Here is an 11,255-nt window from a genome sequence, read left to right on the forward strand (position 1 = left end):
GATAGGAATCCGTGCGAATCAAAGAGATGGAGTTCACATGCTTATCGTTGATGCAGCCTGGACGGAGTGGCTGAATACGAACGCCGGCCTCGGCTGCACGCCTGAATCGATGGTCGACGCAATGGTCAAGAGCGGTTTCGACGTCGACTATGCCGGCGTCCAGGTAAAAATGGCGATCAACCGGCACAAAGGCCGAACGGACGCGCCTGCGGAAGCGGAGGCGGCTGCGGGCCAGATATCCGCCGAATACGTGTACGACGCCATCCCGGTGGCGAGCGGCAACGTCATCCGCGCTTACGATCGCGACGTGCAGGTGCTGATGCGTGTCGAGCAACCCCAGGTGATCGTGTTCGGCAACGTCCTGTCGCCCGAGGAATGCAGCGAGCTCATCGAGCGTTCGCGCAGCAAGCTCAAACGCTCGGGGACGGTCAATCCCGAGACCGGCGGCACCGACATCATTCCCGCGCGAACCAGCGAAGGCACATGGTTCAAGCGCTGCGAGGACGCCTTCATCGAGCGCATCGACAAGCGTATCGCGAGCCTGATGAACTGGCCGCTCGAAAACGGCGAAGGGCTCCAGATCCTGCACTACAAGGTGGGCGGCGAATACCGGGCGCACTACGATTACTTCGATCCGAACACCAAAGGCAGCGCCGTTCACATCCAGCGCGGCGGGCAGCGCGTGGCGACGCTCGTCGTCTACCTCAACGACGTGCCGGACGGCGGCGAAACCACGTTCCCCGAGGCCGGCATCACCGTCGGCGGCAGGCAAGGCAACGCCGTGTACTTCCGGTACATGAACGATCAGCGCCAGCTCGATCCGCTCAGCCTTCATGGGGGGGCACCCGTGCGCGAAGGCGAGAAATGGGTCATGACGAAGTGGGTGCGCGAGCATCGGCGCGACGTTTGACGCGTAAAGGCGGGTTCGCGCCAACGACACGCCCCGCTACTCCCACGCCACCTTGCTGAACTGATAGCCCTTGCCCCGCACCGTCTTGATGCGCTGCGGGTTCGCTGCGTCGTCGCGCAACTTGCGCCGCAGCTTTGAAATCCCTCCGTCGACCGAGCGGTCGAGCCCGTCGAACTCGATGCCGCGCAATTCGCGCATCAGATCGTCGCGCGTCACCACTTCTCCCGCGCAGCGCACGAGCACCCACAGCATGTCGAACTCGGCCGACGTCAGGTCCGGCGTGCTGCCGTCCGGCAGCGTCGCCGTGCGGGTCGCGCGGCTGATCGAGAATTTGCCGAAGCGGTAGCTCTCGGGCTGCTGCGCGGACGCGGCTTCGTTCGATCGCACCGGCGAGCGGCGCAGCAGCGCCTTGATCCGCGCGAGCAGCACGCGCGGCTCGACGGGCTTGTGCACGTAGTCGTCGGCGCCGAATTCGAAACCCAGCACTTCGTCGAACTGGTCGTCGCGCGCGGTCACCATGAGGATGAGACCGTTGAAGTGCGTGCGAGCCTCGCGGCAGATCTGGAAGCCGTCCTTGCCCGGCAGGTTGACGTCCAGGATCACGAGATCGGGGCGGCGCCCGATAATCGCGGGAACCGCCTCGTCGCCGTGGAGCACGGCGTCGACCTCGAATTCGTTCTTGCGCAAGTAGCCCGCGACGAGCGCGGAGAGTCGGCTGTCGTCTTCGACGAGCAAGATCCGTATTGGCATGGGACAGGCCGCCATGGCTGGCTTCACAAAATCGAGATGATACGCCAGGGAGTTCACCCCGATCGCTTCGTTCCTTGGCGGCATTGGCAGGAAAAGAAGGCGAGTCGGCATTTCCGCGTCGCTGGCCAACGGTAGAGTGTCATTTCGCGATTTTTCCCGGGAGCCGCCATGACGCAACACGATGCAGAACACACAGACCCCACCCCGCTGCGCATTGCGATGGTGGTCTTTCCCCGCCTGACGCAGCTCGATTTCACCGCCCCGTTCGAAGTCTTCGCGCGCGTGCCGGATGCGCAGGTGGCAGTCGTCAGCGAGACGGCGGAGCCGGTCGTCTCCGATACCGGTCTCGCGATCCTCCCCACGCACACGTTCGAGACGGCCGGCGCCGCCGACGTCCTGTTCGTGCCCGGCGGACCGGGACAAATCGCGCAGATGACGAACGACGCCATGCTCGGCTATCTGCGCCGCACGGCGGCGGATGCGGCCTGGGTGACGTCGGTTTGCACCGGGTCGCTGCTGCTCGCGGCGGCGGGCCTGCTCGAAGGCCATCGCGCGACCTGTCACTGGCTTTCGATCGATCAACTGAGCCTGTTCGGCGTCGAGCCGCAATCGAGCCGCGTGGTCGTGGACCGCAACCGGATCACCGGCGCGGGCATCACGTCAGGGATCGATTTCGCGCTCGCGGTCGTCGCGAAGCTGCGCGGCGAAGAACTCGCGAAACGCCTGACGCTGCAGCTCGAATACGATCCCGAGCCGCCCTTCAGGACCGGCCATCCGCGGGTCGCGGATGCTGCGCTGGTCGAGGCTGCTCGACGCAAGTCCGCGCCGATGCTGGAGGAAAGGCGGCGGCAGTCGCTGGCCGCCGCGGCCCGGCTGGGTCTGAGCGCGGGCGGCTGACACTTGGCGGCCAACAAGCCTCAAGCCACTTCGCGCAGCGTCTCCGGATCGAACACGAGCTGCACGAGCGTACCGGGCGCATGGAGGTCGGCGGCGGAGCGGTTCAGCACGTCCACCGACAACATCACGCCCGACGCCCTCACCCGATAGCGGATGACATTGCCGAGCAGGCTGTGTCCTTCGACTGCGCCGCCGACCGCGAGCCCGCTCGGCCGGGCATCGTCGGGCACGAGGCGGATCGACTCCGGCCGGATCGCGACCGGCTTCTCGAACGAGCGTTGCAGCAAGGCGCCCGCATCGGCGGCATCGAGCACGTTGTAAGCGCCCATGAAGCCCGCAGCAAAGCGGTTCGCAGGCGCGGTGTAGAGCGCTTCAGCCGAGCCGCTCTGCACGATTTGCCCTTGGTTCATCAGCACGATCCGGTCGGAGACCGTCAGCGCCTCTTCCTGGTCGTGCGTGACGAAGATCGTCGTGAGCTGCAGCTCCTGCTGGATGCGCCGGATCTGCTCGCGCAGATGCTTGCGGATGCGCGCATCGAGCGCCGACAGCGGCTCGTCGAGCAGCAGCACGCGCGGCCGCGTGACGAGCGAGCGGGCCAGCGCGACGCGCTGGCTCTGCCCGCCCGAGAGCTGCCGCGGATAGCGCGCCTCGAAGCCGGTCAGCTCGACGAGCGCAAGCGCCTCGGCCACGCGCTTGGCCACCTCCCCTGCCTCGACCTTCTGCATCTTCAGCCCGAACGCGACGTTCTGCTCCACGGTCATGTTCGGAAAGAGCGCATAGCTCTGGAACACCATCGCCACGCCGCGCTTTTGCGGCGCGACCGGCACGATGTCCTTTCCTTCGATCAGGATGCTGCCCGCATCGACCGGCGTGAGGCCCGCGATGCAGCGCAGCAGCGTGGACTTGCCGCAGCCGCTCGGGCCGAGCAGCGTCACGAGCTCGCCGCGCTCGGCCGCGAAGTCGATGTCGCGGAACACGAGCGTCTGCCCGTACGATTTGTTGAGCCCCTGGACGTTGACGAAACTCATGACGATTGCCTTTCGGATGTGTCGCGCGTAAGCCGCGCGGTAACCCAGGTGGAAAGCAGCACGAAGGCGAAATAGGAAATCACGATTGCGCTCGTGAAGTGGCCGCTGTCGTTGCGCATGTTGTTCAGATAGACCTGCAGCGTCTCGTAGGTCGTGCCGACGAGCAGGTTCGCGAACACGAACTCGCCGATCAGGAACGAGAACGAAAGGAACAGCGCGACGGTAAGCCCTTTCTTGAGGTTCGGCAGCACGACGAGCCACGCGGCCTGCGCCGTGCTCGCGCCGAGCAGATGCGCGGCGTCCATCAGGTCCGGCAGGTTGATCGCCTGGAGATTGTTGCCGATTGCGCGATAGATGAAGGGCAGCGCTATCGTGAAGTAGCAGCCGATCAAGATCCACGGCGTGCCGACCATCGGCAGCGGCTCGTCGCCGAAAAGCTGCAGCAGGCCGACCGACGACACCACGGGCGGCACCGCGAACGGCAGCAGGATCAGGATGTTCATCAGGCCGTCGAGGCGCGGAAACTTGTAGTGGATGACGAACATCGCCGGCAGCACGAGCACGACGCTCGCGACGAGCGCTCCGCCGCACACGACCAGCGAGCGCGCAAACGCGGCGAGAAAGCGCGGCTCGCTCCAGAGCGTCGCGTACCACTTCAGCGTGAGGCCGCTCGGCAGAACCGTCGCGCCCCACTCGGTCGCGAGCGAATAGAGGAGCGTCGCGACGAGCGGCAGCGCAAGGATCGCGAACAGCGTGCACACGACCGCGCGGTGCCACAGCGCGCGGCCCGTGCGCTGCCGCGAACGCCTTTGCGGCTGTACCGAGGCTGCTGCCGGCGGAGGTGCTGAAACGTCAACGCGCGACATGGTAGCTCCTCTTCAGCAGCCATTGATGGACGATGGTCACGACCGTCATCAGGCCGACCAGCACCATCGCGAGTGCGCTAGCCATGTTCGGGTCGAGCGACGTATCGCCGGCGACGAGACTCGAGATGCGGATCGGCAGCACGTTGTAGTTGCCCGTGGTCAGCGCATAGACGGTTGCGTACGCACCCAATGCGTTCGCGAACAGGATGACGAAGGTGCCGAGCAGCGCGGGCGCGAGCACCGGCAGCCCGATATGCCGCCAGTATTGCCAGCCGCTCGCGCCGAGCAGCGCGGCCGATTCGCGCCAGTCCTCGCGCAGCGCGTCGAACGCGGGATAGAGCAGCAGCACACCGAGCGGAATCTGGAAATACGTATAGAGAATGATGAGGCCCGTCTTCGAATACAGATTGAAGCTCTGCATCCAGCCCCAGTGGCGCAACAGCAGCGTAAGGCAGCCGTTGAAGCCGAGCAGGATGATGAAGGCGAACGCGAGCGGCACGCCCGCGAAATTGCTCGTCATGTTCGAGAACGCCATCACGATTTCGCGCAGGCGCCCGTCGACCTGCCGCAGCGAATAGCTGCCGAGCACGGCAATGGCGATCCCGAGCAGGCTCGACCACGCGGAGATTTCGAGGCTGTGCCCGACGGCCTGCCGGTAGAACGGCGACGTGACCACATCGAGATAATTCTGTGCGCTCACGCCGCTATCGGTGAGCGCGCTATGGACCGCCACCCAGACGAGCGGCGCGATCTGGAACACGCAGAACACGGCCGCGAACGGCAGCAGGGCCGCCGCCGCGAGCCATTTGGCAGACGACGCTTTCATCGCTTCAGCAATTCCTGGCAGACGGGCTTGTCGTGCTCGACGCCCAGCACCTCGCACAGCGTGCCGCACAACTCGGTCTGGCGCGGCCGCGCCTGCGGATCGAAGCTGAACGCGCCGCCGAACACGAAGAGCGGCACTTCGCGCTCTTCCGGCAAGAGGCCGCCGTGCGTGCAGTCGTCGTTCATGCCGTGGTCCGACGTGACGACGACCTGATAGCCGGCTTCGAGCCACGCATCGAGGTATTGCGAGAGCAGGATGCCAGCTTGCCGCGCGACGTTCCGGTATTGCGGCGAATTGAGACCGTGCGCGTGCCCCGCATCGTCGATATTCATCGGATGGACGAGCAGGAAGTTCGGACGATGCTTGACGCGCAGGCTTTCGGCGTCGTCGAACAGGTGCGAATCCGGATAGTGATCCGCGTAATAGAACGTGCCATATTGGATCGGCAATTCGGGCGCGACCGTGTGGCGATCGCGCGCCGCATCGAACGGCGTGCGGTTGTAGAGCTCGCTGATCCAGTGATACGCGGCGGCGGCCGTGGTGCGGCCGGCCGCGCGCGCATAGTGGAACACGCTGCGCTGATTCGAGAGACGCGCGACGCCGTTGTGCACGACGCCGCTCATGACCGGCGGCACGCCGGTCAGAATGCATTCGTACAGCGGCCGCGACAGCGACGGCAGCTCGCACTCGATACGGTACAGATGCCCTCTTCCTGCGGCGGCGAGCGCCTGCAGGTGGCCGAGAGAATCGTAGGCGACCTGGAAATTCAGGCCGTCGAGCACTACGAGAATCACGTCGCGTCGCATGGCTGCCGCCTTACTGCATGTTGATGATCACCTGATCCTGCCAGAGACGCGGCAGACGCTTGGTCGTCGCTTCCCACGCGGCGGCGTCCTTGATCGGACGCACGTGCGCGTATTCGCTGTTCGGCAGGAGCTTGGCCGTCACGTCGGCCGGCATCGTCAGGTGCTCGGCGCGGATCGGACGCGCATAGCCCCGGGCGAGGTTGATCTGGCCGGCGTCGCTGAAAATGTACTCACGTGCGAATTTTGCCGCGTTCGGGTGCTTCGCGTACTTGTTGATGATCGTCGTGTAGCCGGAGATCACCGAGCCGTCGCTTGGAATCAGCACCTCGAAGCGCTTCGGATCGATCTGGTCGCGATAGTTCAGACCGTTGAAGTCCCACACCACGCCGACGTCGATCTCGCCTTTTTCGAGCGTCGCGATGGTCGGGTTCGACAGCGACAGGCGGCCCTGCTTGGCGAGCTTGGCGAAGAAATCGAGCGCCGGCGCGATGTTCTTCTCGTCGCCGCCGTTCGCGTAGGCCGCGGCCAGCACGCCGTTGACCGCCTGCGCCGCGGTGCTCACGTCGCCGATCGACACCTTGTACTTGCCCTTGAGCAGGTCCGCCCAGCTCTTCGGCGCGTCCTGCACCGTCTGCTTGTTGACGATGAAGGCGATGCTGCCGGTGTAGGCCAGTGCCCAGTTGCCGTCGCTATCTTTGGCCCAGGCAGGGATCTGGTCCCAGGTGCTCGGCTTGTACGGCTGGGCGACGCCCTGCTGCACCGCAACCGGCCCAAACGACGCGCCGACGTCGCCGATATCGGCCGTCGCGTTGCCCTTCTCGGCAACGAACTTTGCGATTTCCTGCGCCGAGCTCATGTCGGTGTCGGCGTGCTTGATGCTGTACTTGCTCGCGAGGTCGCCCCAGGTGCCCTTCCAGTTCGCCCAGGTGTCGGGCATGCCGACGCTGTTGACTTGGCCTTCCGCCTTCGCTGCGGCCTGAAGCGCGTTGAGATCGGCGGCGAATGCGCCGGCTGCGTGCAAAGCGATGACGGTGCCCGCAAGGGACGCCAGCAGGTGTTTCATTCGATGCTCCTCGTTTTCTTGTGAATGGATGGTTATTCCGGACGTCGACGAACTTGCTGGGCCGCCATTCGCTAAAATGGCGCACCCCGGCGCAAGTTTAGGCGAGTCAAAATTACGTGGTCTAGATCAGCAAGATTGCGCGCATTTTAATTCGTATCGATGAAATTTCCGTGTCAGCGCTAGACTATCCGTTCTGCTCCGTCATGCAGGCCACAGCGCCCGCCCGGACCGCCGGAACGCGCCAGACCCAAGCGGCGCTGACGATTCCACCCTCTCCGAGGATTATGTCGAGATAACGTACTGTCACAGATCAGCCATGTTTCACAGGTACGGTACGAATTAAGCGACGGAGCAAGAATCGCGTAAGAATACGAAAATCGTGCCCCGTCACGGGCTGGACTATGCCAACCAGAGACTCAACTCAAATCGAGGCGCCGCGCACCGCTGCGCGCATCTGCCGAGCACTGACAGAACAGATCGATCGCAGCCTGCTGCCGCCCGGCGGCCGCCTGCCCGCCGAGCGCAAGCTCAGCGAATTGTTCGCGACCACCCGCATCACGCTGCGCGAGGCGCTGGGCCAGCTCGAAGCGCAAGGCCTCATCTATCGAGAGAAGCAGCGCGGCTGGTTCGTCGCACCGCCGCGCATCCAGTACGATCCGCTCAAGCGCACGCACTTCGAGGCCATGGTGCGCGAGCAGGGACGCGCGCCCGGCACGGAGGTGCTGTCCGCCCAGCAGATTCCCGCGAGCGCGGCGATCTGCGAGATGCTGGCGCTGCCGGCGCTCTCGAGCGTGATCCAGATCCGGCGTGCGCGCTCGATCGACTCGCGCGCCGTTCTCTACGTCGAGCACTATCTGAACCCCGCGTACTTTCCGGGCATTCTCGATTTCGACCTGCGCCAATCGCTGACCGGGCTCTATGCGAGCGAGTACGGGATCCGCTACGGGCGCGTGCAGTTCGGCATGGTGCCGTCGGTGCTGCACCGGCAGGCGGCCGCGCCGTTGAAGGTCGCCGAGGGCACGCCCGCGCTGCACATCACCCGCGTGAACTGCGACCAGCACGGACGAATCATCGATTGCGACCTCGAGTTCTGGCGCCACGACGCCATTCGCGTGTGCGTCGACGTGCCGGATCGCGCGGAAGTTTAAACACGGCGTGTCTGTGCGCCAGGAATCGTTTGAGCCCGCTGGACACGTAGGCGATTCCCTATGCGAAGGCGTCACGGGCGGTGTCTATAATCAAGACTCTTACCCAGTCCCACCGCGCGAAAGCGTCGGCATCACAACGCGGCTTCGCGCGTATCCCCAGGTTCGCAACACACGCAATGGAGGCTAGACATGACTATCCGCATCGGAGAGGACGCACCCGATTTCACCGCTGAGACGACCGAAGGACAGATCCGCTTTCATGAATGGATCGGCGACAGCTGGGCCATCCTCTTCTCGCACCCGAAGGACTTCACCCCCGTCTGCACGACGGAGCTCGGCTACATGGCCGGGCTGAAGCCGGAATTCGACAAGCGCAATACGAAGATCATCGGCTTGTCCGTCGACCCTGTCAGCGATCACAAGCGCTGGGTCGGCGATATCGAGGAAACGCAGGGGCATGCGGTCAACTACCCGCTGATCGGCGACGCCGACCTGACCGTCGCCAAGCTCTACGACATGATTCACCCGAACGCGAGCGGCGGCGGCCCTCGCACAGCCGCCGACAACGCGACGGTCCGCTCGGTGTTCCTGATCGGACCGGACAAGAAAGTGAAAGCGATGTTCGTCTATCCGATGAGCGCCGGCCGCAATTTCGACGAGGTCCTGCGCCTGCTCGATTCGCTGCAGCTGAATGCCAAGCATGCGGTGGCGACGCCCGTGAATTGGCGCCCCGGCGACGACGTCATCATCCCGACGTCGGTATCGGATGAGGATGCGAAGAAGAAATATCCGCAGGGCTTCAAGACGCTCAAGCCTTATCTGCGGGTGGTGGCGCAGCCAAAATAGCAAATCGGGCTACGCGTGGCGGGGCGCCGGTCGATTGGGGGCGGCCCCGCCCGTCAAAGATGCCTCGAAGGCTTGATAAGCCATACTGAGCGTCAGGAATTCAGTCTCGGCGCCTCACAATCGTTTCATCAACTCGGATTCGAACGCGGCATTGCGCTCTTCGGCTGCCTCGATCGGGTCCATCGTTTCGTCGACGAAGAACTCCGCGCGCTCCGCCATGGTTTTCGTCTCATCGTAGCCGAAGCCTTCCTCGTCATCGTCGGGCGGCTGCAGCATGTCGTGCAGCATCGCCTTCAGCTCCGGCGTGTCCCACTTCTTGCCCTGCTGTTTGCGCACTTTTATGTAGTGCCTCACTTCAGCATCCTGCTCGGGCGTCAAAGGAAGACCTCGGAACGTACGGCCTGGGTCGATGTCAGCCATGGTTTTCTCCAGCACTGAGCTCGTCGCTTAGCGCGAGTTTAGCGCTAATTCGTATGGGCAAGAACAGGGTAAGCCATTTCCCTGTGCTCGCGCAATTAGCCGACAAAATTCTTCAATTGCTTTCAGTCCGGCATCGAAAGCCGCGGCGAAGGCAGACTCCCCGCATAAAAAGTGGCAAATAGCGTCACTCAGGTTGACCGTTTTCGACATTGAGCGCCAGACCGCGCACGCATAACCTTAGTCCGCATCGCGCCGCCTTCGCCGCTTCATCCTTTTCGCTCGATCAGCTCGACCATTCAGCCATGACGCAAACTCCCATGCACGACCCGTCTGCCGGCGCGCGCTTTCGCGCCGCCCTCGCCGCCGAAACGCCGCTCCAGGTCGTCGGCGCAATCACGGCCTATGCCGCGAAAATGGCCGAAGCGACCGGCTTCAAGGCCGTCTATCTCTCCGGCGGCGGCGTGGCCGCGAACTCGCTCGGCGTGCCCGATCTCGGCATCAGCGCGATGGAAGACGTGCTGATCGACGCGCGCCGCATCACCGACGCCTGCTCGCTGCCGCTGCTCGTCGACATCGATACGGGCTGGGGCGGCGCCTTCAACATCGCACGCACGATCCGCTCGTTCATCAAGGCCGGCGTCGCGGCCGTGCACCTGGAGGACCAGGTCGGCCAGAAGCGCTGCGGCCATCGTCCGAACAAGGAAGTGGTGCCGAAGGAAGAGATGGCCGATCGCGTGAAGGCAGCTGTCGATGCGCGCACCGACGAGCAGTTCGTCATCATGGCCCGCACCGATGCGGCAGCCGTGGAAGGCCTCGATGCCGCGATCGAGCGCGCGGTCGCCTATGTCGAAGCGGGCGCGGACATGATCTTCCCCGAAGCGATGAAGACGCTCGACGATTACCGGCGCTTCAAAAACGCTGTGAAAGTGCCGATTCTCGCGAATCTCACCGAGTTCGGCTCGACGCCGTTCTTCACGACCGAGGAGTTGAAGAGCGCGAACGTCGACATCGCGCTCTACTGCTGCGGCGCGTATCGCGCGATGAACGCGGCGGCGCTCGGCTTCTACGAAACCGTCAAGCGCGACGGCACGCAAAAAGCCGCTGTCGCGACGATGCAGACGCGCGAGGATCTCTACAAGTATCTCGGCTACCACGCGTACGAAGACAAGCTCGATACGCTCTTCGCCGCAAAGAAATGACATCCCATCGAATCTGGAGGACGACAAATGAAGCACCCCCACACTCACATTCGTTCGCTGCCCCCCGAGGGGGCGGATGCCTCCCTTGGGGCGGCCCGGCGGGAGGCATCATGAGCGAAGCAGACAACAGCGCGACAGGCGCGCCCGGCTTCAAGCCGAAGAAATCGGTCGCGCTCTCGGGCGTGACGGCGGGCAACACGGCGCTGTGCACGGTCGGGCGCACCGGCAACGATCTGCACTACCGCGGCTACGACATCCTCGACGTCGCCACCACCTGCGAGTTCGAGGAGATCGCCCACCTGCTCGTGCACGAAAAGCTGCCGACGCAAGCCGAGCTCACCGCCTACAAGACCAAGCTCAAGGCCCTGCGCGGCCTGCCCGCGAACGTCAAGGCCGCGCTCGAATGGGTGCCCGCTTCCGCGCATCCGATGGACGTGATGCGCACCGGCGTCTCGGTGCTCGGCACCGTGCTGCCCGAGAAGGACGACCACAGCCT

The 11,255-nt window shown here is 64.3% G+C and carries 13 protein-coding genes; 6 read left to right on the forward strand and 7 right to left on the reverse strand.

Annotated features, from left to right (window positions below; genetic code table 11):
- The first annotated feature begins 37 nt into the window (after nucleotides 1–37).
- Nucleotides 38–910 carry a 2OG-Fe(II) oxygenase gene (locus FAZ69_RS28125; protein WP_136898359.1) on the forward strand — a complete coding sequence of 291 codons (873 nt, stop codon included), beginning with the start codon at nucleotides 38–40 and terminating at the stop codon, nucleotides 908–910.
- 36 nt (nucleotides 911–946) lie between these two features.
- Here the strand turns inward: FAZ69_RS28125 and FAZ69_RS28130 are convergent, their stop codons facing one another.
- Nucleotides 947–1,660, reverse strand: coding sequence for a response regulator (locus FAZ69_RS28130; protein WP_136898360.1), 714 nt, complete (start codon nucleotides 1,658–1,660; stop codon nucleotides 947–949).
- A gap of 168 nt (nucleotides 1,661–1,828) precedes the next feature.
- Between FAZ69_RS28130 and FAZ69_RS28135 the strand changes: the two genes are divergently transcribed.
- Nucleotides 1,829–2,557: a DJ-1/PfpI family protein gene (locus FAZ69_RS28135; protein ID WP_136898361.1), complete on the forward strand. Its 729-nt coding sequence runs from the start codon at nucleotides 1,829–1,831 to the stop codon at nucleotides 2,555–2,557.
- A gap of 20 nt (nucleotides 2,558–2,577) precedes the next feature.
- Here FAZ69_RS28135 and FAZ69_RS28140 read toward each other — a convergent pair whose 3' ends face one another.
- The 5 genes from FAZ69_RS28140 to FAZ69_RS28160 are packed head-to-tail and all read right to left on the reverse strand — an operon-like array spanning nucleotide 2,578 to nucleotide 7,146.
- Nucleotides 2,578–3,585 (reverse strand): ABC transporter ATP-binding protein, encoded by a 1,008-nt coding sequence (locus tag FAZ69_RS28140; RefSeq protein ID WP_136898362.1) that lies wholly within the window; start codon nucleotides 3,583–3,585, stop codon nucleotides 2,578–2,580.
- Nucleotides 3,582–4,451: an ABC transporter permease gene (locus FAZ69_RS28145; protein ID WP_136898363.1), complete on the reverse strand. Its 870-nt coding sequence runs from the start codon at nucleotides 4,449–4,451 to the stop codon at nucleotides 3,582–3,584. The genes FAZ69_RS28140 and FAZ69_RS28145 overlap by 4 nt, the downstream gene beginning before the upstream one ends.
- Nucleotides 4,438–5,277: an ABC transporter permease gene (locus tag FAZ69_RS28150; protein WP_136898364.1), complete on the reverse strand. Its 840-nt coding sequence runs from the start codon at nucleotides 5,275–5,277 to the stop codon at nucleotides 4,438–4,440. Before FAZ69_RS28150 ends, FAZ69_RS28145 begins: the two co-directional genes overlap by 14 nt.
- Nucleotides 5,274–6,083 (reverse strand): alkaline phosphatase family protein, encoded by an 810-nt coding sequence (locus tag FAZ69_RS28155; RefSeq protein ID WP_136898365.1) that lies wholly within the window; start codon nucleotides 6,081–6,083, stop codon nucleotides 5,274–5,276. The genes FAZ69_RS28150 and FAZ69_RS28155 overlap by 4 nt, the downstream gene beginning before the upstream one ends.
- A gap of 10 nt (nucleotides 6,084–6,093) precedes the next feature.
- Nucleotides 6,094–7,146 (reverse strand): ABC transporter substrate-binding protein, encoded by a 1,053-nt coding sequence (locus FAZ69_RS28160; RefSeq protein ID WP_136898366.1) that lies wholly within the window; start codon nucleotides 7,144–7,146, stop codon nucleotides 6,094–6,096.
- Between the two features lie 401 nt (nucleotides 7,147–7,547).
- Between FAZ69_RS28160 and FAZ69_RS28165 the strand changes: the two genes are divergently transcribed.
- Nucleotides 7,548–8,294 carry a UTRA domain-containing protein gene (locus FAZ69_RS28165; protein WP_136898367.1) on the forward strand — a complete coding sequence of 249 codons (747 nt, stop codon included), beginning with the start codon at nucleotides 7,548–7,550 and terminating at the stop codon, nucleotides 8,292–8,294.
- 189 nt (nucleotides 8,295–8,483) lie between these two features.
- A complete protein-coding gene (locus tag FAZ69_RS28170; protein ID WP_136898368.1) occupies nucleotides 8,484–9,140 on the forward strand; it encodes a peroxiredoxin in 657 nt (218 codons plus the stop codon).
- A 114-nt stretch (nucleotides 9,141–9,254) separates the two neighbouring features.
- Here FAZ69_RS28170 and FAZ69_RS28175 read toward each other — a convergent pair whose 3' ends face one another.
- Nucleotides 9,255–9,560 carry a hypothetical protein gene (locus FAZ69_RS28175; protein WP_136898369.1) on the reverse strand — a complete coding sequence of 102 codons (306 nt, stop codon included), beginning with the start codon at nucleotides 9,558–9,560 and terminating at the stop codon, nucleotides 9,255–9,257.
- Between the two features lie 302 nt (nucleotides 9,561–9,862).
- Here FAZ69_RS28175 and prpB point away from each other — a divergent pair, with 302 nt between their 5' ends.
- Both prpB and FAZ69_RS28185 read left to right on the forward strand, forming a co-directional pair.
- The gene (prpB, locus tag FAZ69_RS28180; RefSeq protein WP_169708788.1) at nucleotides 9,863–10,759 is read left to right on the forward strand and encodes a methylisocitrate lyase; all 897 of its coding nucleotides are present in this window, start codon (nucleotides 9,863–9,865) and stop codon (nucleotides 10,757–10,759) included.
- A gap of 110 nt (nucleotides 10,760–10,869) precedes the next feature.
- The coding region (locus FAZ69_RS28185; protein ID WP_304571745.1) for a citrate/2-methylcitrate synthase at nucleotides 10,870–11,255 on the forward strand (386 nt) is incomplete at its 3' end.

This window comes from Trinickia terrae (assembly GCF_005144415.1).
GTDB classification, from domain to species: domain Bacteria; phylum Pseudomonadota; class Gammaproteobacteria; order Burkholderiales; family Burkholderiaceae; genus Trinickia_A; species Trinickia_A terrae.